The organism is Phaeodactylibacter sp., from assembly GCF_040219495.1.
Classification (GTDB): domain Bacteria; phylum Bacteroidota; class Bacteroidia; order Chitinophagales; family Saprospiraceae; genus Phaeodactylibacter.
The window spans coordinates 18,594-43,442 of sequence record NZ_JAVJSK010000035.1 but is presented as its reverse complement, the minus strand read 5'-3'; the positions used below and the strand labels follow the sequence as shown (position 1 = coordinate 43,442).

General features: G+C 51.5%; 17 protein-coding genes. 11 read left to right on the top strand and 6 right to left on the bottom strand.

Going from position 1 to position 24,849, the window contains the following annotated elements; translation table 11 throughout:
* Positions 1-217: 217 nt before the first annotated feature.
* Both RIC19_RS05045 and RIC19_RS05040 read right to left on the bottom strand, forming a co-directional pair.
* Positions 218-1,081 (bottom strand): UbiA-like polyprenyltransferase, encoded by an 864-nt coding sequence (locus RIC19_RS05045; protein WP_350177205.1) that lies wholly within the window; start codon positions 1,079-1,081, stop codon positions 218-220.
* A 107-nt stretch (positions 1,082-1,188) separates the two neighbouring features.
* Positions 1,189-1,722: a DUF1573 domain-containing protein gene (locus tag RIC19_RS05040; protein WP_350177204.1), complete on the bottom strand. Its 534-nt coding sequence runs from the start codon at positions 1,720-1,722 to the stop codon at positions 1,189-1,191.
* A 276-nt stretch (positions 1,723-1,998) separates the two neighbouring features.
* On the opposite strand from RIC19_RS05040, the gene RIC19_RS05035 reads away from it, so the two are divergent.
* A complete protein-coding gene (locus RIC19_RS05035; protein ID WP_350177203.1) occupies positions 1,999-6,036 on the top strand; it encodes a hybrid sensor histidine kinase/response regulator transcription factor in 4,038 nt (1,345 codons plus the stop codon).
* A 204-nt stretch (positions 6,037-6,240) separates the two neighbouring features.
* On the opposite strand, the gene RIC19_RS05030 is transcribed toward RIC19_RS05035, so the two are convergent.
* From RIC19_RS05030 to RIC19_RS05020, 3 genes are read right to left on the bottom strand one after another with little or no spacing between them, the layout of a single operon-like run.
* Positions 6,241-7,554: an aspartate aminotransferase family protein gene (locus tag RIC19_RS05030; RefSeq protein ID WP_350177202.1), complete on the bottom strand. Its 1,314-nt coding sequence runs from the start codon at positions 7,552-7,554 to the stop codon at positions 6,241-6,243.
* A 54-nt stretch (positions 7,555-7,608) separates the two neighbouring features.
* Complete coding sequence (locus RIC19_RS05025) at positions 7,609-8,400, bottom strand: helix-turn-helix domain-containing protein (RefSeq protein WP_350177201.1); 792 nt, start codon at positions 8,398-8,400, stop codon at positions 7,609-7,611.
* Between the two features lie 30 nt (positions 8,401-8,430).
* Complete coding sequence (locus tag RIC19_RS05020; protein ID WP_350177200.1) at positions 8,431-9,444, bottom strand: hypothetical protein; 1,014 nt, start codon at positions 9,442-9,444, stop codon at positions 8,431-8,433.
* 217 nt (positions 9,445-9,661) lie between these two features.
* Between RIC19_RS05020 and miaA the strand changes: the two genes are divergently transcribed.
* The 4 genes from miaA to RIC19_RS05000 all read left to right on the top strand — a co-directional run bounded on the left by miaA (position 9,662) and on the right by RIC19_RS05000 (position 16,607).
* The gene (miaA, locus tag RIC19_RS05015) at positions 9,662-10,894 is read left to right on the top strand and encodes a tRNA (adenosine(37)-N6)-dimethylallyltransferase MiaA (RefSeq protein ID WP_350177199.1); all 1,233 of its coding nucleotides are present in this window, start codon (positions 9,662-9,664) and stop codon (positions 10,892-10,894) included.
* 127 nt (positions 10,895-11,021) lie between these two features.
* Positions 11,022-12,362 carry an MFS transporter gene (locus RIC19_RS05010; protein WP_350177198.1) on the top strand — a complete coding sequence of 447 codons (1,341 nt, stop codon included), beginning with the start codon at positions 11,022-11,024 and terminating at the stop codon, positions 12,360-12,362.
* Between the two features lie 404 nt (positions 12,363-12,766).
* Positions 12,767-15,169 carry a heavy metal translocating P-type ATPase gene (locus RIC19_RS05005; RefSeq protein ID WP_350177197.1) on the top strand — a complete coding sequence of 801 codons (2,403 nt, stop codon included), beginning with the start codon at positions 12,767-12,769 and terminating at the stop codon, positions 15,167-15,169.
* Between the two features lie 220 nt (positions 15,170-15,389).
* The gene (locus tag RIC19_RS05000; RefSeq protein ID WP_350177196.1) at positions 15,390-16,607 is read left to right on the top strand and encodes an S-adenosylmethionine:tRNA ribosyltransferase-isomerase; all 1,218 of its coding nucleotides are present in this window, start codon (positions 15,390-15,392) and stop codon (positions 16,605-16,607) included.
* Between the two features lie 7 nt (positions 16,608-16,614).
* On the opposite strand, the gene RIC19_RS04995 is transcribed toward RIC19_RS05000, so the two are convergent.
* Positions 16,615-17,835: a pyridoxal phosphate-dependent decarboxylase family protein gene (locus RIC19_RS04995; RefSeq protein WP_350177195.1), complete on the bottom strand. Its 1,221-nt coding sequence runs from the start codon at positions 17,833-17,835 to the stop codon at positions 16,615-16,617.
* A gap of 400 nt (positions 17,836-18,235) precedes the next feature.
* Between RIC19_RS04995 and RIC19_RS04990 the strand changes: the two genes are divergently transcribed.
* The 6 genes from RIC19_RS04990 to RIC19_RS04965 all read left to right on the top strand — a co-directional run bounded on the left by RIC19_RS04990 (position 18,236) and on the right by RIC19_RS04965 (position 24,830).
* Positions 18,236-18,781: an ArsR family transcriptional regulator gene (locus RIC19_RS04990; RefSeq protein WP_350177194.1), complete on the top strand. Its 546-nt coding sequence runs from the start codon at positions 18,236-18,238 to the stop codon at positions 18,779-18,781.
* Positions 18,782-19,981 carry an L-2-hydroxyglutarate dehydrogenase gene (gene lhgD / locus RIC19_RS04985; protein WP_350177193.1) on the top strand — a complete coding sequence of 400 codons (1,200 nt, stop codon included), beginning with the start codon at positions 18,782-18,784 and terminating at the stop codon, positions 19,979-19,981.
* A gap of 27 nt (positions 19,982-20,008) precedes the next feature.
* Positions 20,009-21,154, top strand: coding sequence for a DegT/DnrJ/EryC1/StrS family aminotransferase (locus RIC19_RS04980; protein ID WP_350177192.1), 1,146 nt, complete (start codon positions 20,009-20,011; stop codon positions 21,152-21,154).
* A gap of 50 nt (positions 21,155-21,204) precedes the next feature.
* Complete coding sequence (locus RIC19_RS04975) at positions 21,205-22,500, top strand: nucleotide sugar dehydrogenase (RefSeq protein WP_350177206.1); 1,296 nt, start codon at positions 21,205-21,207, stop codon at positions 22,498-22,500.
* A gap of 75 nt (positions 22,501-22,575) precedes the next feature.
* Positions 22,576-23,160, top strand: a complete 585-nt coding sequence (locus RIC19_RS04970; RefSeq protein ID WP_350177191.1) for a UpxY family transcription antiterminator — start codon at positions 22,576-22,578, stop codon at positions 23,158-23,160.
* Positions 23,161-23,501: 341 nt separating this feature from the next.
* Positions 23,502-24,830 (top strand): UDP-glucose dehydrogenase family protein, encoded by a 1,329-nt coding sequence (locus tag RIC19_RS04965; protein ID WP_350177190.1) that lies wholly within the window; start codon positions 23,502-23,504, stop codon positions 24,828-24,830.
* The last annotated feature ends 19 nt before the right edge of the window (positions 24,831-24,849 follow it).

Sequence of the window (24,849 nt, the reverse complement as noted above, 5' to 3'; positions counted from 1 at the left end):
CCGGCGATAAATAGCTTCCTACATCGATCACTACCCCGTGCTGCTGCCCGGGCTCATATTTTTTAAATGTTGCCATAGTACACATTATAGCAATTTTTATCTGTTTCTCATAACCAGTTTTCGGTCAGCCTGTAAGGCTATATTCCCTCATCACGCCTTGATCAGAACAAAATTTGGCTGCGTTCGCTCCAAAAGCAAAGTCCCAACACGCTCTAAACTACACGTAGATATCGAGGATAACCAGCGCTCCGAAGAGCAGGCTGGCCATACCGTTGGTGGTAAAGAAGGCGATGTTGACCTTACTGAGGTCATCCGGACGGACCAGAGTATGCTGATAGAACAGCAAGCCCAGGAATATAGCAGCTGCCAGCCAGTGCAGCCACTGAAAATCTGGATAAGCCGATTGCAAGTGCCAGGCACCGGCGAGGATAAAGGCCGCACTGCCTATGTGAAGCAGCGTAGACAGCCTTAACGCAGAAGGGCGCCCCATTTTCACCGGTACAGAATTGAGGGATAGGGAGCGATCAAAGTCATCGTCTTGCAGCGCATAAATGATGTCAAAGCCAGAAACCCAAAGCAGTACCGCTCCCGAGTACAATAAAGGAATCAGATCAAACTGCCCTATAACAGAAAGGTAAGCACCAATAGGCGCCAGGGAGAGCCCCAGGCCCAGAACAAAGTGGCACAAAAAAGTAAATCGCTTGGTGTAACTGTAGCCCAAGACTACCAGCAAGGCTACCGGCGAAAGCAGAAAGCAGAGGCTATTGATCCACCAGGTGGTGGCCACAAAGAGCAGGCTGTTGGCTACGACAAAGCCCAATGCGGCGCGTGGTGAGATCACCCCTGCCGGTATCTCCCGGGAAGCGGTGCGCGGGTTTTGCTCATCAATATCCCGGTCGAGGTAGCGGTTAAAGGCCATTGCCGCACTGCGGGCAAAAACCATGCACAGCACTACGAGCAGAAAAAGCCTTAAGCTGAGCCCTTCCCCAGACTCAAGCGTAGCCAAAAAGAACCCCAGCAAAGCAAAGGGCAACGCAAAAACCGTATGGCTGAATTTAACCAGCGAGAGGTAGTTCTTCATAATGCAAAAATACGAAAGCCCGCAAAACCAGAAAGGTTTGCGGGCTTCTTTATTAGACTTGATGCGTCGGGACCAAGTCTATTGTTTATCTGGTAGCTCTTAAAGGCTTACTGAGTCACAGCAGGAGTAGCGCCACCGGCAGCTGGCGTCACATCACCTTTCAGGTAGATGAAGCTCTGTGGTGGGTTGGTGTTAGCTGTAATCGTTACCTTTTGGTTGCGCTGCCCTTTCTTATTCTTGGAGTTGAACTCAACGGTGATTTCTCCGGTTGCACCTGGCGCAATCGGCTCACGAGGCCAGCTCGGTACCGTACAACCACAGCTACCCTTTGCGTTGCTCAGGATTAGCGGCTCCTCACCTGTATTGGTGAAAACATAAGTATGAGAAACTTTTTCGCCTTCGTTAACGGTACCGAAGTCAAACTCTGTTTCGTTAAAAGACATTGTCGTTGTTGGGCCAGCAGGAGCAGCAGGCTGAGCAGCAGCAGGCTGAGCCTGAGCAGCTTGGTTAGCAGGCTGTACTGTGTTGCTGGTCAGGTCTTCACGTGCTTCTTCCTGAGCAGAGCTTTCGCTGTTGTTACAGCTAGCTACGAAACCTACCGCTAAAAGGGCGAACATCAGAACTTTGATTTGCTTCAACATTTTACTTTAGTTTTGGATTTAAGTTAAAAGTGGGAACAATGGGCATCAGAAATAGTTCTCCCGGGGAATTCCCTTTTTTTACGCTTACAAAGGTAGGTAATGCTGCATAAGCGCTCGTTAATTAGGGTTGAAGTTTTGTTAACGAGCTGTTAATCCGGATTCTCACCCTGATACGTATCTATTTTTCCTTCCATCCGTATACCCTGTTGCTAAGCTACCAGGTACGGATGCGCTAAAACCCCGGAAACTTCCGTTTAAACCGTTACTTTTAACCTGATGAAAAGCCTGATTGTCACCCCCTTATTATTATTGGGAAGCCTGATGCCCCTGTATGCACAAACCGTCAAACTCGATGAATTGACCATCGAAGATGGCCTTACGCAGGGCATGATTCATGATATTATACAGGACAGCCTTGGCTTTATTTGGATAGCGACTAAAGACGGGCTCAATCGTTTCGACGGATATGACTTCAAACTCTACAGCCATCTTCCTGCCGACTCCTTTTCCCTCTCGGGGCATGTGGTGAATGCATTGGCGGAAGACTCTTTCGGGCGCATTTGGGTAGGCACCCACAACAACGGGCTCAACGTTTTTGACCGGCAGACGGAACGCTTTTACAAGCTGGACTACAAGAAAGAGCCCGGTCAGGGCCTCAATTCCAACCGCGTCTTTAGTATCGAACAGGAAAACGACAGTATCTTCTGGATCGGCACCGGCAGTGGGCTTTGCCGCCTGAACGTGCCACCAGGCAAAAAATTATGGGAAGGCGCCCGTCAGGTCAAGCTCAACCACAGGGTAAAAAGCTATCCCATTGAGCCCATCTCTAATCCTAATTCGAGCAATGTCAATAGTTGCCTCTCCAAAATCTCAGACACCCTTTACTTTGCCATAAACAACCGGCTATTCCGCTTGCACCGGAAAAACTACCAGCAATGGGAAGAAATGTCAGATTTGGTCAATGCGCATGAGATAGAGCTCCCCTTCAGTTTCCGCAGTATTAAGATGACGGATGACGGCTACCTGATCTTGCCCACCAATGAGGAAATCAAGGTCTATTACAAGGGGGAAACCTGGAATATCCAATTACCGGAAAAGCTACTGGGTTTTTTACCTGATATAATTATCGATCAGTCCGGAACCATATGGGGAGCGTCTGCGGGCTTGTTCAAAGTGCACCCTAAGCGGCCCAAAGGACAGCAGCTTGAACTGATCTTCACCACCAAACCTGACTACTTCACCCCGACCATTTGTTCAGACCGCACCGGTGTTTTATGGATTGGCACCAACGGGTACGGCATCCGAAAATACAACCCCTCTAATGCCCGTTTCCGTCATTTCCTTCCGGGTACGAGCAGCCGGCAGTTGTATACCGACCTCAAAGACCGCTGCTGGGTTTGGGTAGCCGTTTCCATGCGTATTCTCGACCCCGAAACCGGCCGTTACGAAATGCCCGCTTCCTTTCCCTCCTGGCTGGAGAAAGCAACTTGGGTCATCAATCCCGAACCTGATATTTTCTGGTTCCATTACCCGATTGTAGAAGATAAAACCGCCCTCGTCAGGGTAAATGAACGCACCGGATCGGTTCAGTCTTTTGTCTATCAATGCAAAGCCAACCCCAACTCGCCACTCCTGATGGACCGGCAAGGTGACATTTGGTTTTCCAGTTCAGATGGTCAACTTGCGGTTTTTCGTACCCAAACTAAGTCCTTCGAATACCATGCGATGGCGGACTGGTTTACCGAGCGGCAGACCAATGCCACGGTTACGGTTTTTCATTATGATACTGCATCGGATGTGATTTGGACCGGCACCCAATATGGCTTGTTGCGGTTGCAGCAAACAGCAGGCGGGCGCATTGACCATCAGTTGTACGATTTCGACATCAACAACCCAAACAGCCTTAGTGAAAACTATGTGCTGAGCATCTGTGAGCGCCCCGGCGAAACCAATAAACTGTGGTTGGGTACCAAAGGGGGCGGAATTAACCACTTTGACATCAAAAAGGGCGAATTCCAGGCCATCACCACTACCGATGGCCTGCCCAATGATGTGGCGTACGGGGTACTGCCCGATGACAAAGGCTATCTCTGGATCACGACCAACCGCGGACTGTCCAAATTCCATCCCGAACGGATGTCCTTTAAAAATTACACCTCCGCCGATGGCTTACAGAGCAATGAATTCAACACCTTCTCTTACCATCGGGCACAGGACGGGCGTTTTTTGATTGGTGGCGTCAACGGCGTACATGTGTTCCACCCCAAAGACATCAAGCCCTCTACCCACCCGCCAAAGGTGTACCTGACCGGGCTGAATGTCAACAATACCCCTCTGGAGGAAGTGCTGGGCGATACCCCTCGCAAACCGCTGGAATGGATAGAACGCATTGAGCTTGAACACGACCAAAACCAATTGTTTTTCCAGTTCTCTGCACTCGACTATGCCGCCCCGGAAAACAACCGCTACCGCTATCAGATGGTGGGGCTGGATGATACCCCTTTTGATGCAGGCACAAGGCGAGAAGTAGCCTATGCCAACCTCATCCCGGGCCATTACACCTTTAAAGTATGGGGGGCTAATAACGAGGATGTTTGGAGTACGGCACCTGCAATGCTTCAGATTTACATCGCTCCGCCCTGGTGGGCGACTTACTGGGCTTACGCGTTATACCTGTTGATCATTTCATACCTGCTCTACTCTGCCTATCGCTTTCAGGTAAACCGGGAACTCCTCAAGACCCAGCTGGCTTACGAACAACGGGAAGCCGAGCGGCTGGCCGCACTCGACCGGATGAAGTCCAACTTCTTTTCCAACATCACTCATGAATTTCGCACCCCACTAACGCTCATACTAGAGCCCGCCCGGCGGCTCAGCCAACAGCTCAGCCATAAAAACGGGCAGAAATGGGCAGCACTCATCATCAGCAACAGTGAGCGTATGCTCAACCTGGTCAATCAGCTACTGGACATCAACCGGCTGGAAGAAGGGCTGATGTCGGTCAAACTGCAACAGGCCGATTTGAATTTGCTCCTGCAGTCTATTCTGAAAGACTACGAAGTCGCAGCCTTAGACAAACAAATTGAACTAGAGCTTTATATCAGAGACCGATCTATCCTGAAGTGGGTTGAAATTGACACCGAAAAAGTCAGCAAAATCATCCACAACCTACTCTCTAACGCCCTGAAGTTCACCCCCAACGGCGGGCATATCAGCCTGTCGGCTGTTGCTGTTCCCGAGCGCCAAGAGATCAGCATACAGGTGAAAGACAATGGTCCGGGCATCGCCCCTGAGCATCAGAGCAGGATATTCGACCGGTTTTATCAGGTAGACGACTCTTCTACCCGTGCCACCGGAGGTACAGGTATTGGGCTGGCCCTTTGCCAGGAGTTGGCGCAGAAGCTAGGCGGGACAATTCGTTTGGATAGTGAGCCGGGGGCAGGCACTTTGTTCACCCTGCAATTGCCCCTTTCCGCAGCAGCCACACAAGGCGATCCTGTTCCGACTGGCACCACACCGGCCGTAGCTGTTGAGGAGGCCCTTGAGCCACATCAGGAGCAAAACACCTCAATCCTGATCGTTGAAGACAATGAGGAGCTCCGTGAGTTCTTAAAAGACATTCTTGACCCAGACTTCAACATTGAAATGGCCCGGGATGGTATTGAGGGCCTGCAAAAGGCCACTGAGACGCTACCCGATCTTATCATAACAGATGTCATGATGCCCCGTATGGATGGCTTTGAGATGACGGTTAAGCTCAAGTCCGATGTGCGTACCAGCCACATTCCCATCATTATGCTCACCGCCAAATCCGCGCTTCAAAGCAGGCTCACCGGGCTTGAGACAGGTGCGGACGCTTATCTGTCCAAACCTTTCTATTCCGAAGAGCTTGTTGCCCGGATTCAGAACCTGTTTGCCCAAAGAGCAAGACTGCAGGCGTACTTCCAGGGTATGCGCAATGACAGTCCGTCCCCTCAGGTTCCCGATATGGAGCAAGATTTTTTACAACGGGCTTATACAGTTATTGAAGAAAACCTGAGTGACCAAGATTTTTCAGTTGAACAACTCAGCAACGCCTTACTCCTCAGCCGCTCCCAACTGCACCGAAAGCTCAAAGCGCTGACCGGGCAGACCGCTTCCGAATTCATACGGGCTTACCGGCTGAAGCGGGCAGCAGCGATACTCCGCCAACAACCGGGCATTACCGTGAGCGAAGTAAGCTTCAAGGTGGGGTTTAACAGCCCTCAGTATTTCTCTACCAAGTTTAAGGAAAAGTATGGGTATAGCCCCAGTGAAGCCCATGAAAAGGGCTGATTTTCAGTATTTAAACCCATTATGCAACATATGCAAACAAGAATGCAACATATGTGAACGGCTTGAAACACAATTCCCCCTATATTTGAACCGTAACGCAATTGGAATACATCCATTGCAAAACACAAGAACATAGATCAAGGGGGAATCGACAAAATATCGATTCTATATTCAGGGAAGCCTTCCGGCTTCCCTTTTTTTATTTCATCCCTCCAGGCTCTCCCGGATTGACCGTTCCAAAATCTCCACGCCTTCATCCAATTCCGCTTTTGTGATGGTCAGTGGAGGGGCGATCCGGAAGACCCCTCCGTACCCTTTGATCCGGACGATATTCATGCTCAGCCCGTTTCTCAGGCAACGGCCGGCAATTTTACTACCCAGCTCCGGGTCCGGTGCTCTTGAGATGCGGTCTTTTACGATTTCCATCCCCAGCAGCAATCCTCTGCCCCGTACATCCCCAATACACTCATATTGCTTTTGCAGCTCCAACAGCTTTGCTTTCAGATAAGCGCCCATTTTGCGGGCCCTTTCCTGCATTTTTTCTTCCACCAGGATCGACAGTACCGTCAGCCCTGCTTCTGCTGGCAGTGGGTCGGAAACGTGGGAAGTAACACTGATAAACCCTTTCTCATAGCAGGCTTCTTCCAAAGCAGCACTCGTAACCGTGGCGGACAAAGGCAGCCCACCGCCCAGCGTTTTGGAGAGGGTCAGGAAGTCGGGGACCACCCCACTTTGCTCAAAGCCGAAGTTATCGCCCAGCCGCCCAATGCCCGTTTGGGCTTCATCGAAAATCAGGAGCAGCCCGCGGGATTCGCAGTGGGCCTTGAGCCGCTTCAGATAATCCGGAGGTAGTTCAATGATGCCTGCCGCACTCAGCACCGGCTCCACAATCAGGGCCGCGTATGCGCCAACCGATTGCTGATCAACCAGCTCCATCCCTACATCCAGGCAGGTATTGTCGCACTGCCCTTCGCAATGCCTGATCGGGCAGCGGTAACTATTGGGTGCCGGTATAGCATAGCTGCCCGGCATGACAGGCCCGTACGAACGCCGCGTCAGGGAGTAAGTATGCGACTGCGCACCGGCAGTCATACCATGCCAGGAACCGGTAAACCCGATAACTTCAAAGCCACCTGTGGCTAACTTTGCCATACGAATAGCCATTTCGTTGGATTCGCCTCCCGTAGACAGAAACATGGACCGGGACAGCGACTCGGGCAGTAATTCGGATAGGCGGCGGGACAACTCAATCACAGCGGGCGAAAGCATCGCACTCAGCAAATGAATGGTGGAACGGGTGCCCCGGTGTAAGGCCTCTACGATGCGAGGATGGCTGTGCCCGAAAATGGCACACATCTGCCCGGAGGTAAAATCCAGTATCCGGTCGCCTTCTTTGGTGTAGAGACAAGCTCCGGAAGCCTGGGTAATCAGGACATCACTGAAGTTTTCGCAATAACGGATAAGGGTTTTTTCGGCTTCCTGCAGCCATGCGGGGTGTTGTGAATCGGTACGCATCATTTTTTTATTCCAAAAATCTGGAATTCCTTTTTCCCGAAATAGGAAAAAACGCACCTACAGCACGATGGTGTTTTTGTACTTCTCCGCGTAACGGGAGTATTGCCCACGGAAACGACGTGGGGGTATTCCAGCGTACCTTTTGAAAATCCGGTTGAAATGCGACTGATCGTAAAACCCATTTCTCAATGCAATATCAGTAAGGCTATACCCGCCTGAGTTGACCATATCAGAGAGGACGCCCTGTAGTTGCAAAAGCTGTAGGTACTGCTTGGGGGTAATGCCCAACACCGCCCGAAAGGTTGTTCTCAGGTGCTTTCCCGTAAAGGATATCGCCCCGGCAGCCTCTCTAAGCCGGTAGCGGGGCAAGGCATGGGCCTGATCTAAAAATTGAGTGATGACCCGGTAACAAGACCGCTTCTTTTGATAACGCTTCCACGCATCTTGGATGCGGTGGGTGAAGCTTTCAGGATCTTCAGCTCCTCCGGATTCCAGTACACTAATCAGCGGGTTCAGTATACGCCCCATCTGAACCGGGTCATGCAGGTCGGCAGCCCCCAGGCCGGTAGCCTCAAAGAACTCCACAGGGTGCAGAAAAACCCCAAAAGCCCTATAATCCGTTTGCAGCTGTGTCCGGATAGGCTGGGTCTGAATGCCGCCAACAGCTGTGGAAAACACCCGGTGATACCCCGTTGATTCGAATACGGTAGGCCCGATTGTAAAGATGATCTCAATGAAAGGAAAAGGTACCGTTAAAAGTTCGGCACTCCCTTTTGCCTTTGTGCCATAACCGGAGGGAGCACAATGGTCATCAACGCCCAGTCTGAATGTCCGGTGGTAGGCCTCCATAGGTCAATAGTGAATTTGAGGGTTAACAGCCTACTCCCCATCCAGTTTGATCATTGTCCCAAAGTCGTCGAGTACAATCTGAGAGATCAGTTCTCCGGTACTCAGGTCAACCTGAAAAATAACCTTCAGGGGGTTCCCTGCAGAGGAATTATCGCCGTAGCACAAATAGCTATTACTGGAAGTGTGCAAAGTCTGTAGCTGTTCCGATAACTGTCCAATGGCCAGGTTTGAAGCAGATAGCTCCGTGTAACTCAGCCCCTCCTCTCCCTCAAACCGGACTTCGTACAATCGGTACCCAAACCCGTTCTCCGGAAAGGTCAGCGCAAACATACGCCCGAGGTCGGGGTCAGGCACAAATCCAAAGAGCCGCTGCGGAAAAGTATCCCGTGCCACCAGCATTTTAGTCGCATTATCGAAAATAGTAGCCGTATACAGCCGCTCCGTAAACCCCTGATTAACCTGCCCGAGAAACACGAAGTAGTCCTCCGATGGGCTGTAGATGAAATCATTCAGCAAATCAAAGCCAAGTTGAAAAGTGTCCAGGGCGATGCTCAGCGCTTGTGCCCCCAGATCGATGCGGTATACCCGGTCTTCCAGGTCGCTGAAAAGGAAATATTCATCACTGCTGCGGGCTTTTTGCAGAAAAAGCGACCCATTAATCTTAAGGCCGGTCTCAGGATCATTCAAGGGAACGGCAACCGTATCAAAAGTAACCAGGTCCTGTACAACCAGATTAAATCCGTTAAAATCGGTATACAGGTGCCGGTTGCCCGCAAAATCATTCAAACGGTTGACGCCCACCGGTACCTGGAAGCCTGCCCCTGCCCTGCGCGTACCAGGGATACTGTCCCAGGCACCGCTTTCCAAATCAATAGCCACTTCCCAGCGCTGTGAGTCCCCATCGCGCTGCATGGTGCCGTACACGCAGCAATTAGGGTTGTATTCGACTGCTGTGCGCCCATCGGCATCATCATCGTTACAAGCCGTGTAACTCAGGGCACAAATGGCCAGCATTAGCATCAGTAAGTAAGATCGGTTCATCATAAAAAGGGATTCTTTAACTCGAAGATAGTGCTTTTTCCAAAGGCAGCTAACGGAGTGCTTTGTAAAGAGTGTGTAACTTCTCCGAAGTCTTCCAGCATATGCGGTCTGGTCTACCCATGGCTTCATACTTGACTGAAGAACAAACGAGAATATTTGCCCCATTGCCATGAATCCTGGAATTTCCCTACTTTGGCCGTACAGAGCAACCTTAGAATCTATGTACCTCATTGTCCTTTCCGGACCCACAGCAAGTGGGAAGACCCGGCTCGCCATCGAACTGGCGCAGCACTACAAGACGGTGGTCGTCTCTGCCGACAGCCGGCAATTCTTCCGGGAGATGAACATTGGTACGGCTAAGCCTGATGCGGAGGAGCTCGCAGCAGCTCCACACTACTTCATTGATAGCCATAGCATAGAAACGGCTTACAGCGTGGGGCAATACGAAACCGAGGCGTTGGAGTTACTGCAGCAGCTCTTCACCAAACATGAGGTGGTCATCCTTACCGGGGGTAGCGGCTTGTACCTGAAAGCCGTTTGCGAAGGCCTTGACCCCTTTCCGGAAATACCGGAAGCGGTGAAGGCCGGCGTGGAAGCCGATTTCCAAAAACACGGCCTACCCTACCTGCAAGAAGCACTCCGGGCATCAGACCCCACGTACTACCAAACCGTTGACCTCGAAAACCCCCACCGGCTCATACGTGCCCTTGCCGTGTACCGCAGCAGTGGAAAGCCCTTTTCCAGCTTTCGCCAAAATGCGGCAGCCGGGCGCCCTTTCAACCCCATCTACCTGCAGCTGCAGTGGCCCCGGGCAACACTCTACGAGCGTATCAACCACCGGGTAGACCTCATGATGGAAGCCGGGCTACAGCAGGAAGCACAGGCGCTCTTCGCCCAACGCCATCTGCCCGCCCTGCAGACCGTAGGGTATCAGGAATTATTTGACCACTTCGAAGGTAAAATCGCTTTGGAGGAAGCCGTCGAACTCATCAAGCGCAACAGCCGCCGGTATGCTAAACGGCAACTGACGTGGTTCCGAAGAGACGGGTTCTGGAAGCTTTTTCAGCCCCATGAGTTTGAACAGGCCCGTGCCTACATTGACCTCTGCATGGAAGAAAATCTGGCATGGGCACAGCAACGCCATAGCGACCGGACTCAGGGGCAATTGCTGCAGAGCGATACGCCCATCGCGCAATTCGAGCGTACTACCCGCAACGGGCAAAGCCTTTCAGTAGTGGAGCTGCCCCCGCCCCAACCACTGGCGTGGCTACTTTGGCACCAACTCCGCCTCATGGCAATGGAAGACGAAGCGGCCTATCTCACGACTCCCGGCGGACTATCCCCTCCCGACTGGCCTAAGGTACCACCATCAGCGTTTCCGGGGTGGGCGCACAGGCAGGTCACCGAAAAGGTTGTATCGCCTGTGGCAAGATACCGCATACCGAAAGTATAGCCGGCCAAACTATCCATGCCCTCATACGTTCTTCCCAGTGGATTGACCCGAACAGGGTCTCCTTAATTTATCTGAAAACCGATGATTGCCAGGTCGTGGCACATCGGTTTCTAATTTTTAAACGATTATGAGCCCACTGCAAAGCGTATTTAATGGCTACAAAAAAGTGCCCGCCCACATCCTCAACCTGATTTTGGCCCAGTTTTTTGTACAAGGCATCAATACCGCTTTTTTTCTGTTGCTCAACTACTATATGGCCAGTGAGGGCTTTGCCGATTATGAAGTAGCGGAGGTGTTGTCCTACCGTTTTCTGGCAGTCTTTTGCCTGGCGTTCCCCATTGGCTTGTTCATCAAAGGGCGGCGGCTGAAGCCTTTTTTCTATGCCGCTACAATTGCGACACCGGTCATGTCTCATGTCCTGCTCTACGCTATTGGTGCAGGATGGGAACAGGTGGTGAACGCCTCGGCCATGCTCTGGGGGCTGGCCTATACGTGTATGCAAATCACCGTGTTGCCTTTTATCCTGCTCAATGCACGGAAAGAAGCCCACTCGGAGGCCATCTCGCTTTCTTTCCTTTCGTTCTCCGGGACCATCTGCCTGATTGGCCTTGGCAATTTCCTGCTTACGCAAATTGACCCCGCTTTTTTCACCGAACGGCGGGTGCTGCAAGGCGTATCCACCCTGGGCCTGGCAGGTGCCTACTTCGTTGCGCGTATCCGGGTGCCGGAGCGGGTGTCCGAAAAAGTGCCTTTCCGGCAGGTGTTGCACGATTACGACTGGGGCACTATTTTCAAAGCCCTCACCCCTACCCTGATTATTGCCATCGGTGCAGGCTTTACCATACCGGTCATCAATCTGTTTTTCCTGAATGTGCATGGCATGACTTCCAGTCAGTTTTCGCTGGTGGGGTCTCTGACCTTTTTGCTGGTAGCCCTGATCGTAGCGATCATGCCTTATATCCGGCGCAGCTTTGGGTACAAGGTCGCTATCACCCTTTTTCAATCGGCATCCATCTTTATGCTTTTTGCGCTGGCGACTACCGAGTACTACGCTAATCTGCCCTTCGCCCTGGGGATCGCGATCGGTGCTTACGTGCTCCGTCAACCTTTAATGAGTGCCGCAGCCCCCATGACTTCTGAGCTAACGATGTATTATGTGGGGCCCCGCAATCAGGAAATCATGAGCGCGCTCAATGCTTCCGTATGGTCCGGCAGCTGGTTCATTTCCATGAAACTGTTCGGCTGGTTGCGGCAGATGGAATTCCGTTATGTGAGCATTTTCCTTATTACGGTGGCGATGTACATTGTGGGCGTGGCCTGGTATGCCTACCTGATCAAGCAATACGAAAGGAGTTCGGAAAATGCAGAAGGAAATCCGCCGGGACAGGTATCTGCTACTCCCCGCAAAGGCGGAAGGCGGGAGTCTGTGCCCGCGCAGGGAGCAGGAATTGGAAGAGGTAAACCTTAGGGGTTGCGCAACAATAATTTACCCATTTAGAGCGTGTTGGGATTAAGAGGTGCTATGTTTAGCATCCAAGTAAGTTTTTTTGAAAATTTCATAGATTAGCACTACCAAAAAATGGTTAGTTTTCGACTAGAAGACAAAAGCCCCAGCACGCTCTAAAAAATTACGCCCGGAAAAGCCTGCCCCGAAGACGTCAGGGCATTCATTCCAACCAATAAGAATCACCCCGGAGCAGTGACAAAAGTCACCAGGCTGGCAAACGGTGCATTGTACATTTACAGCACAAAACAAACGAAGGACAATCGTTTTCCTGGTTCGCAAAATAGAAGGTGACCGGCCCGGGCCGTAACCAAAGAAAAAAGCCAAACATGCCGATCGTTAGCACTAAGCCATCAAAGCAGGGGCCCATGCCAGATGAAGCACCTGCTTGTTACCACTGCGGGGAGCACTGTGCCCCTACACACCTACAGCTGGACGACAAAGATTTTTGCTGCGAAGGCTGCAAGACCGTCTACGAAATCCTGGAAGATAATGGCATGTGCCGTTACTACGACATCGACGAGCAGGCAGGGATGAGCCTTAAAGGCAAGAAACTGGCAGCCTTTGCCTATCTTGATGATCCGGATGTACGCGAGAAACTTATCGATTTTGCCAACGAAACACAGGTACGGGTGACCTTCTTCATCCCCGCAATCCACTGCGCCTCCTGCCTTTGGCTCCTTGAAAATCTATACAAATTCAACTCCGGCATACTGGCCACTACGGTCAACTTTGTCAAAAAGGAGGTCTATGTCACCTACGACGAGTCCGTCATTAGTTTGCGGCAATTGGTAGAGCTGCTGGACAGCATTGCCTATTCTCCCGCCATCAATCTGAGTAACCTGGATGGAGCAGGGAAGCCCGTGGCTGACCGGTCGTTTTTCTACAAATTCGGAGTAGCCGGGTTTGCATTTGGCAATATTATGCTGCTCAGTTTCCCGGAATACCTGGGGCTGGACAAAACCCTGGAAGGCGACTTTTTCCAGCTCTTTGGCTACCTCAATATACTTTTAGCCCTGCCCTTGGTTTTTTACGCCGGCAACGACTACCTGAAGTCGGCCTGGCTGGGCCTGAAAAACCGCAACCTGAACATTGATGTACCCATTGCCCTGGGTGTACTGACGCTCTTTGGCCGCTCAGTTTTCGAAATCCTGACCCATACGGGCGCCGGCTACCTCGACAGCCTCGCCGGGCTGGTATTTTTCCTCCTCGCCGGCAAGTGGTTTCAGCAGCGGACGTACCACAGCATCTCTTTTGAACGGGATTATAAATCTTACTTCCCTATTGCAGCCCACCGCGTGAATGACGACCGAAGCACGACTTCAACGACCTTAGATAAGCTGGAGCCCGGTGATATCATCGAAGTAAAAAACGGAGAGCTCATCCCTGCCGACGGGGTCTTGCTTGCCGGGGACGCCGCCATTGACTACAGCTTTGTCACCGGAGAATCAGAACCCGTTGCCCGCATGAGCGGGGAGAAGGTTTACGCCGGAGGGCGCCAAACCGGAAGCAGTATAGAAGTAAGCCTGACCCGGCGGGTATCCCAAAGCTACCTCACCCAACTGTGGAACGATGAGGCCTTCACCAAAAATACAGACTCCCGGGCCAGCGCATTGGCCAACCGGGTGGGCAAATATTTTACGGTAGCCATTCTACTGATTGCCTTCACCACCCTTGGTTACTGGCTGCAGTATGACGTCCGCACCGCCATTAATGCTTTCACCGCCGTGCTCATCATCGCCTGCCCCTGTGCGGTGGCCCTGGCGGTACCCTTCATTTTCGGCAACGCCCTGCGCGTACTGGCCCGCAACCGCTTCTTCCTGAAAAATACAGCCGTCATTGAGGCGGTAAGCAACGTACAATCTGTCATTTTCGACAAAACCGGGACCCTGACCAACCGCCACCAAAGTTCGATCCACTTTGAGGGGCAGCCCCTCGATGCGCACGAGCAGCAAATCATCCGGGCCTTGCTGCGCCCATCGAGCCACACCCTGAGCCAGCAGCTGGTATCGCACCTCAGTGCAAATGAGCCCGCTCCTGACCTGTTACTATACCCGGTTTCCGACTGGAAAGAAGTGATTGGGCAAGGCGTTACCGCCACTATTGCCGACTATCAGGTGAAGGCTGGCTCAGCGGCCTTTATGGACCAGGAAGTAGCCGCTGCACAAAGCGGGGTATACATTCAAATCAACGGGCAGATCCGGGGCGCTTTCCGTTTGGAAAACCACTTCCGGACGGGCCTTTGGGAGGTGGTCAGTTACTTCGCCCGCCATGCCCGCCTGTTCCTGCTTTCCGGCGACAATGACCGGGAGCGCAGTTTACTGGCGCCAGCTTTTGAAGGCAAGGGCGAGATGCACTTCCGCCAAAGCCCACAGGACAAATTACAGTTCGTACGCAAGCTGCAAGCTCAAAAGGAGAACGTCATGATGCTGGGCGATGGACTGAACGATGCCGGTGCCCTGAAACAAAGCGATGCAGGTATTGTGGTAGCTGAAGACACCAACAACTTCACCCCCGCCTGCGATGCCATCCTCGATGCAGCCCGCTTCGACCAATTGCCTAACTTCCTGGAGTTTGCCCGCCGAAGCATCCACCTTGTCTACTATGCCTACGGCTTTGCCCTCGTTTACAACCTTATCGGGCTAAGTTTTGCGGTGCAGGGAGCGCTGTCGCCGATCGTAGCCGCCATCCTGATGCCGCTAAGCTCCATCAGCATCGTGCTCTTTGGCACCCTGTCGAGCAACCTGATGGCCAGAAAACTGAAGCTTTGAAAGGGAAGATGAGCGCCCGGTGAATGCCATGGAAGCACTTGAGCCCAAAAAACCAACAAGCTCCTAAGGTTTCAAAGCGTGAAAAACGCGGTATAATTTCGAAACAGGCTCGAGCCAGGCCGGAGGGCAGGAAAGTAATGCCCCGTCCGAACCCTATTTAGATGGGATTGTTTTGTGATTTTTTACTTTTGCGCGATTGCTAACCAATTCCCGAAGCCTAGTGGATCCCAAGTCTATTAACATTAAAGATTTTTCTTACGAGCTGCCTGAATCACGGATTGCCAAATTCCCACTTGCAGAGCGGGATGCGTCCAGGTTGTTGTTTTACAATCAGGGAGCCATTGATGCACATCCGTTTAGGGCATTACCGGCATTATTACCTGCTGATACGCTCCTCGTCTTCAATAATACCAAAGTTATTCATGCCCGGCTGCACTTTACCCTGCCCAATGGCAAGCAGCTGGAAATACTATGCCTAGAGCCCCTGATGCCGGCGGAATACCAGCAAAACTTCTCCAGCAGGGCGAAAGTCCGCTGGAAATGCCTGGTGGGCGGCAACCGGAAATGGAAAACCGGCGCGATTGAAAAAACCATCCCCAGTCCAAGCGGCGAGGTTCAGCTCCGTGCCAGTCGGATCAGCCGTATCGAAAATGCTTTTGAGATCGAATTTGAGTGGGACAACCCCAGCCTCGCGTTTGGCGAATTGCTCGCAGCAGCAGGCATCATCCCACTTCCGCCCTACCTTAACCGCGAAAATGTGCCTGAGGATGAAGACCGTTACCAAACCGTCTACGCAAAAACCCAGGGCTCAGTTGCAGCCCCTACGGCGGGCCTGCACTTTACCGACCGTGTCTTTGAGGACTTAAAGCAGCAGGGAGCGTCCGCTTTGTACGTCACCCTGCACGTCGGTGCCGGCACCTTCAAGCCCGTATCAGCCGAAGCTCTTGCAGACCACCACATGCACGAGGAAAGCATCTACATTGACCAACAAACCCTCGCTGTTTTAATCGGCCACCTGCAACAGGGCAAACCGGTTATTCCGGTTGGTACAACGAGTATGCGGCTATTGGAAAGCTTATACTGGCATGGCCAAGCCATCTGTGCCGGACAGCCCTCCTCCTTTATTGATGTGCAGCAATGGGCCCCTTATGAGGAAGGGATCCGGCCAAGCGCAACGGAAAGCTTTCTGGCCATTCAGCAGGCAATGGCAGCTCAGCAACAGGACACCTTGCAGGGCTACACTCAACTCATCATTGCCCCCGGGTATTCATTCAGGGTATGCAATGGTATCATTACCAATTTCCACCAGCCTCAGAGCACCCTGTTGTTGCTGATCGCTGCGCTAATCGGGAAGGACTGGAAAGCCGTTTATGACTTTGCCCTCAGCCGGGATTTCCGCTTCCTCAGCTACGGGGACAGCAGCCTTTTGCTGCCCTGATAGCGGGCTAAAGCGCTTCGACCAACTGACTGAGTGCGTCCACGGTTACATGGTCCATCACCACGACTTTATACCAGGTGGGATCGATGTGGCTGTCTGGCACCAGCCCAAACTGCGCAGCAGTATCGGAACTAATCCCGCTTTTGTGGATAGTCACGATATTGGAGCCCGGGTGGCGATAGTACTTCACCCCCCGCCCGGTGAGCTGTTGGCAAAGCCACTCCGTCCGGTATTTCAGAATATGGATTTTCTCAAACCATCCATGTGGCCCGTAGGTCATTAGGATCATCCATACCGAAATCGCATTGGCCCCCGAGCGGCTTCCGCTAAGGGTAGCGTCCAGCCCTTGCACATACTTTGCCTCTTCAGTATAAGTGTACTTCATCCACCCTTTGCGGATCAGGAACAAACCTGTACCGTAAGGCGCTTGTACCATTTTATGAGCATCCAGGGTAATGGAAGTCACTTTGGGGTTGGAGAAATCCAGGGTATGCTCAATTTTGGAAAAGGGGAAGAAAAACCCGCCGTAAGCACCATCCACGTGTAGCTTAAAGGGCAGCCCGGCAGCTTCCAACACCTTAATATAAGGCTCAGGGTGGTCAACAGAACCGAACATGGTCGTCATCATATTACAAACCACAATGAAATACTTTGCGCCCGCAGCCTGCGCCTGCTCCACTGCCTTTCGAATGCCCCCCGATCGGATAGAGCGGTCCTCCGGGCTGATCTCCACTGCATAGCCTTTTACACCGAGCAGGTTCGCGGCTTTATGCATGGAATAGTGGGCATCTTCGGAGCACAGGATGGCAATTTCAGCCTGTTGAGCCCCTCGTTCGCGCATAAAGTAGTTGCGGTAAATCCACATGGCCTGAATATTGGCTTCGGTACCGCCGCTGGCCACATAACCATCGAAGTCCCCGGCCTGCGCTCCATTGAGGATGTCTACAGCGCAGAGGGCAATCAGCTCCCGCTCGATTTCCTGCGTACCGGCGAAAAAGCTTTCTGAATCCCCCAGGGTATGACAGCCAATATGATTGGGGTTTTGGACGAGCGTGGATAGAAAAGGGGCTTCCCGCAGCATCGCGCCCTGAGGGGTAAATACCTTTTCGTCGAGGTGAGACGCGGGTAGCCCTAAAGGTAGCCGCTCTTTGTAATCGACATTCTTCCCAAGTGCCTCAAACACCTGTTGATGAATCTGTTCCGGTGTCAGCTTTTTCCAGAATTGCATTTTTGCGGTATAGATAAGTAAAAAGAGGCATACCGCCCACCAAAATCCTACAATGCAGCCGAAGTATACGAGCTTGTTGGGATTTTGCTTTTGGAGCGAACGCAGCCCGAAGTGTACCCCCCCCAACAAAAGCGCTAAAAACCCTTGCCAATAGCGGGCCCGCGGGAGGAGGAGTAAAAAGGTTCATGATTTGTGGCACTTTTTTACAAAATCATGCTGGCATTCAGCAGATTATTTACTAAAATTGTGTCTGCAAAACACTAAAAGACTGAACAACATTATTGCTCGTTCTTTTCCTGATACTATCCTATCGGAAAGGTCGACAATTAATAATCACAGCTTTTTTTCACCGCTTTAGCTTGCTTATTTCACCAAGCTTGAGTAATTTTATTACTCAATAATGATCGAAACTTTAATCTCTTCCAAGACACGTATTAAGCTGCTGATGAAGTTTTTCATCAACAGCAATACCACCAGTTATCTGCGGGGCTTGCAACAGGAGTTTGGAGAGTCTTCCAATGCCATACGGGTAGAGCTCAACCGGCTTGAGAAAGCGGGCATGCTTTGCTCAGAGACCGTTGGGAATAAAAAGATGTTCCGGGCTAATGACCAACACCCGCTCTTCGGGGAGATTCATAATATTTTGCTGAAGCAAATCGGTATAGACCGGGTCGTGGAGCAGGTGATCCGGCGCCTGGGTAATGTGGAACGCGTATACCTGATTGGCGATTTCTCCAAAGGGATCGACAGCACCATCATAGATCTGCTCATCATTGGCACCATAGACCGCAGCTACCTGCTCAGCCTCGTAGAGAAAGCTGAGAAAATGATCAACCGGAAAATCCGTTACCTCCTGTACGAAGCTGAAGAGTTTTCAGAAATCATGCTGGACCGGTTCAAGCCCGAACCTATGCTCCTTTACTTCGATAAAGTAAAAACGAGTTGAATGCAGTATGATGTCGCTATAATCGGTGCCGGCATTGTAGGCTTAGCTACTGCTTATCAGCTTTCTGAGAAGCAGCCTGGGCTCCGTATTGCCGTTATCGACAAGGAGGCGGGTGTGGCGCGGCATCAAACCGGTAACAACAGTGGGGTGATCCACTCGGGTATTTACTATACGCCGGGAGGGTCTAAAGCACTCAACTGCCGCCGGGGCTATGACTATCTGCTCCGTTTTGCGCAAGCGCACGGAATTCCTCATGAGGTATGCGGAAAAGTCATCGTGGCGACCCGGAAAGCGGAAGTCCCCGCCCTGGAAGGCATTCTGAAAACCGGTCAGGCAAATGGGCTTGAGGGCATCCGGATGATCGGCCGGGAAGCCTGCCGGGAAATCGAACCTCATGTAGACGCCATACAGGGCATTTGGGTACCGCAGTCGGGCATCATCAGCTACCGCGCGGTTGCAGAAAAATACCTGGAGCTGGTTCAGCGCAGAGCAGGCGAAGCTTTACCGGGCTATACCGTACAGGATATCGACCTTCGACCCGGGCAAGTGACCGTGGTGACGGACCACGGAGAGGTCAACTGCCGGCTGGTCATCAACTGTGCCGGGCTCTATTCCGACAAGATCGCACGGATGACGATGCCGGCAATCAACCTTAAAATCATCCCCTTCCGCGGCGAGTATTACGAACTACGCCCGGAAAAACAATACCTAGTCAATAATCTGATTTACCCGGTACCCAACCCCAACTTCCCATTCCTCGGTGTGCATTTCACCCGGATGATTAGCGGGGGCATTGAAGCCGGGCCCAATGCGGTGCTGGCTTTCCGGCGCGAAGGGTACAGCCGCTATGATGTTGACCTCCGGGAGCTTTTTGAAACGCTCTCCTATTCCGGCTTTCAACAAATAGCCCGGAAATACTGGCGGGACGGCCTGGGCGAACTCTACCGGTCGTTTTCTAAATCCGCATTTGTCCGTGCCCTGCAGCACCTGATCCCTGAAATCACCGGAGCGGACCTGGTCAGAGGCGGTGCCGGAGTCAGGGCTATGGCTTGCGGCCCAAACGGAGAACTGATTGACGACTTCCTCTTTCTGGAAAAGCCAGGCGTGATCAATGTGTGCAATGCGCCAAGCCCCGCCGCAACGGCTTCACTGGCCATTGGGGAAACGGTAGCTGAAAAAGCACTGAAACATTTAAATTAACAGCAACTACAAAAACAGTAACGAAATATGTCTGATGTGAAGATGAACATACAAATGGTAGACCTCAAAACGCAATACGAGCGGCTGAAGCCGGAGATCGACGCTGCGGTTCAGGAGGTCCTCCGGTCCTGCGCCTACATCAATGGCCCGGCTGTAAAGTCTTTCAAGGCACACATGGAATCCTACCTTGATGCCCGCCACGTCATCCCTTGCGCTAATGGTACGGATGCCCTGCAAATTGCACTCATGGCAGCAGGCCTTCAGCCGGGAGACGAGGTGATTGTACCGGCCTTCACCTATGTGTCTACGGCTGAGGTTATAGCACTCTTGAACCTCAAGCCAGTGATGGTGGATGTAGACCCGGATACTTTTAATGTGACTGCCGAGCTTGTTGAGGCGGCGATCACGCCCAAAACCAAAGCTGTGGTGCCCGTAAACCTGTTTGGGCAGAGCTGCGACCTTGAGCCCATCATGGAGGTGGCCAAAGCACATGGCTTGTGGGTTATTGAAGACAATGCACAAGCGATTGGTGCCGATTATTCCTTTAAAGACGGGCACACCCAAAAAACCGGTACTATCGGGCATATCGGGTGTACCTCCTTCTACCCTTCCAAAAACCTGGGAGCTTACGGAGACGGGGGCGCACTTTATACCAATGACGAAGCGCTCGGCAAAAAACTGCAGATGATCGCCAACCACGGGCAGGTGAAACGCTACTACCACGACATGGTAGGCGTCAACTCCCGCCTCGACAGTATACAGGCCGCAATCCTGGATATCAAACTCGGCCATCTTGATGCCTATGCTGCCGCACGCCGGTCGGCTGCCGATTACTACGACCGGGCATTTGAAGGTATAGCGGAGTTGCAGACACCGGTCCGCGACCCGAAGTCGACCCATGTTTTTCATCAGTATACCCTTAAGGTAGCTAATGGCAAGCGGGAGGCGCTGCAGCAACACCTGCAGGAAGTCGGCATTCCGAGTATGATTTACTATCCGGTGCCCCTCTACAAGCAAAAGGCTTATATGAAAGCAATGGATCAACAGATTGACGCCCTTCCTGTAACCGAGACGCTTTGTCAATCCGTAATCTCTTTGCCTATGCACACTGAGCTGGACCCGGCTGCCCTCGAATATATCACCAATCAGGTGAAAGCTTTTTTTAACTCCTGAAACGGGGAAACTGACCCCAATCCATTCACCGTTTAATGACTCCTATTTTTATGTTTGATGCACTTAAAAAACGAGAGAAAAAAATCTCAGTCATAGGCCTCGGCTATGTCGGGCTTCCCCTTGCCCTGCAGTTTGCACGCGACTTTGAAGTGATCGGCTTTGATATTAACGAAGAGCGTGTCCAAATGATGAAAAACCATGAGGACCCCTCCGAAGAACTGGAAAGCAGTGCCTTTGAGAATAAGCGGATCACCTTCACCTCGGACCCCGCAGTACTCCGCGAAGCCCACTTCCATATTGTAGCGGTACCGACTCCCGTAAGCGAGAGTAAAGTGCCCAACCTGACCCCGGTACTTTCCGCCTCAAAGACAGTGGGCAAAGTGCTGAAAAAAGGCGACTACGTCATTTTTGAATCCACGGTATACCCGGGCTGTACGGAGGAAGACTGCCTGCCTATCCTGGAGGAAGAGTCCGGGCTTAAACTGGGCAAAGATTTCAAGATCGGTTATTCGCCAGAGCGGATCAACCCGGGCGACAAGGAACGGACCATTGAGAAAATCCTGAAGATTGTCTCGGGCTGTGATGCAGCGTCGCTGAAGGAGATTTCCAAAACCTACGGTGCCATCATCAAAGCGGGCATTTACGAAGCGCCCTCTATCAAAGTGGCAGAGGCGGCTAAAGTGATTGAGAATACGCAACGTGACCTCAACATTTCTTTTGTCAACGAGCTGTCCATTATTTTCGACATGATGGGCATTGACACGAATGAGGTATTGGAGGCTGCGGGGACCAAGTGGAACTTCCTTAAGTTTTCTCCCGGCCTGGTAGGCGGGCACTGCATTGGTGTAGACCCCTACTACCTGACGCATAAAGCCAAGCAGCTGGGCTACGACCCACAGGTGATCCTTAGTGGCCGCCGTATCAATGACGGTATGCCAGGGTTCATCGCCAAGCGGCTGACGAAGATGCTCATACAAAAAGGTAAAAACCCCAGCCAGACTAAAGTGCTCATCATGGGTATCACCTTTAAGGAAAACGTGGCGGATATCCGCAACTCCAAGGTAGCCGATTTGGCCCGGGAAATCATGCAGTACTCCATTAATGTCCATATTACGGACACCTACGCCTCCCCGAATGAGGTCGCCAAAGAGTACAAACTGACCCTCGTGGATAACATATCAGATGACTATGATGCCGTCATTGTTGCGGTCAACCACCTGGAATACCAAAAGCTGGACTTTTCCTATTTCAAATCCATCTGTAAAGACGACCCCATACTCATGGATATCAAGGCTATTTACAAAAAACCGGCAGCGGAGGCCGGGCTTACTTACTGGAGACTTTAAATGCTTGTTATCAGGCGACTCCCTTCACATCATAATCCTGAAATCTGGTATTTCTAAATAACAAAAGAATCTCCAATGAAAACAGCAATCCAAGAACAGCCAGAAAACCACCTCAGCCAGCTGGAAGCCAGATGGTTTGCCGTATACACAAACTACAAGCGGGAAAAAATGGTGGCTCGCCACTTTGAGCGAAAAGGCATTGAGTACTTTCTGCCGCTTCAAAAAGTAACCCGCCGCTATACCCGAAAAGTCAAACACCTGGAGCTCCCTCTTATCAGCTGCTATATTTTCGTGAAAATCGAAAAGAAGCAGTATATCCCGGTGCTGGAAACACAAGACGTGATCAAATTCGTACGCTTTGCCCGCAACCTCATTTCTATCCCACAGACCGAAATCGACATCATGCGCCTGGTCGTGGGTGAAGGTATTGAAGTAGAAGCTCTGGAAAGCAAGTCCCTGAACCTATGCAGCGGGGACGAAGTCGAAATCCTGGGCGGCAATCTGACAGGCATGAAAGGTATCCTGATAGACCGGAAAAACGATAAGAATTTTGTGATCGAACTGGACAATATGGGTTTCTCCTTAATCATGGATATTGACCCTGCCCTGCTGCGGAGAATACGCCCAGGCAGTGCCCGTACAGACAATGAGCCCAAATAAGCCCGGTGTAACCCTTATTTGTAACAAACTCCTAAAATATAACGTATTGATTGCAGGGGTGCTTTACATACAAATTATCAATGCTGAGTTTGCATGTAAAGGTTTAATCCCCTAAATTGCATGTCACTACTTCAAACCTTCGAGACTGCTGCGATAACATCTCTTTTCGAACAACACTGGTGGCTCGGATGAAGTACGGCTTGCCATAAAGTACTTCTTATTGTACATCCAACCGGGCATATTGACACCCGTTCATTTATTCAGGTTCAACTTCACTAAGTTGAGCATTGATGCGATTAGACAAATATGCATTCATTATCTATACAACATAATTTAACACCATGAATATTGCTGTAATTGGAACGGGCTACGTAGGGCTCGTAACGGGTACCTGCTTTGCAGAAACCGGCAACCACGTCACTTGTGTTGACATTGACGCAAAAAAAGTAGAGCGCCTGAAGCAGGGAGAAATCCCGATATACGAGCCTGGGCTTGATACCCTCTTTGACCGCAACACGCGTCAGGGGCGGCTAAAATTCACTACTTCCCTGAATGATGGCATCAAAGATGCAGAAGTGATCTTCTTAGCACTGCCAACGCCACCGGGCGAGGATGGGTCAGCTGATCTGTCCTATGTCATGGGCGTTGCCGCTGACCTTTCTGAAATTATCGAATCCTACGCCGTTGTGATCGATAAAAGTACAGTACCGGTAGGTACAGCAGAAAAGGTACATGCGATACTGTCTGATAAGCTTTCCGAAGACCTCTTTGATGTGGTCTCCAACCCTGAATTCCTGCGGGAAGGCGTGGCTGTTGATGATTTCATGCGCCCGGACCGGGTAGTCGTCGGTACGTCTTCTGAGCGTGCCAAAGAAGTGATGTCTCGCCTTTACGAACCATTCGTTCGACAAGGCAACCCTGTCTATTTCATGGATGAGCGGTCTGCTGAAATGACAAAGTACGCTGCCAACTCTTACCTCGCTACCCGGATTTCTTTCATGAATGAGATCGCCAACCTCTGCGAAAAAGTCGGGGCTAATGTCGACATGGTCCGCCTGGGCATGGGCAGCGATAACCGCATCGGCAAGCGCTTCCTGTTCCCTGGAGTAGGCTACGGGGGCTCTTGTTTCCCTAAAGATGTTCAGGCACTGGCAAAAACCGCAAGTCAGAACGGTTATGATTTCCGTATCCTTAATTCTGTAATGAGTGTCAATGAACAACAGAAACATATTCTGAGCCAGAAAATCATTGATTACTACGGTGGCGATTTGAAAGGCAAGACTATTGCCATCTGGGGGCTGGCCTTCAAACCTAATACTGATGATATCCGCGAGGCACCTGCACTGACCATTATCGAGGAATTGCTGAACGCCGGTGCTTCCATCAAAGCCTTTGACCCCGAAGCCACGAATAATGTCCGGAAAGTATTTGGAGACCGGATCACATTTGCCACTGAGCAGTACGAGACGTTGATTGGTGCGGACTCCCTCGCCGTAATCACTGAGTGGCCTGTATTCCGGACACCGAGCTACAAAGTGCTTAAAGAGCTGCTGAGCGAGCCGGTCATCTTCGACGGCAGAAACATCTACGATCCCAGGACCATGGAAGCCGAAGGATTCTACTACGATAGTATCGGCCGAAACAAAGTCCTACACAAAGCAGAAGCTTAAACCCATATTCCCTCCCCGG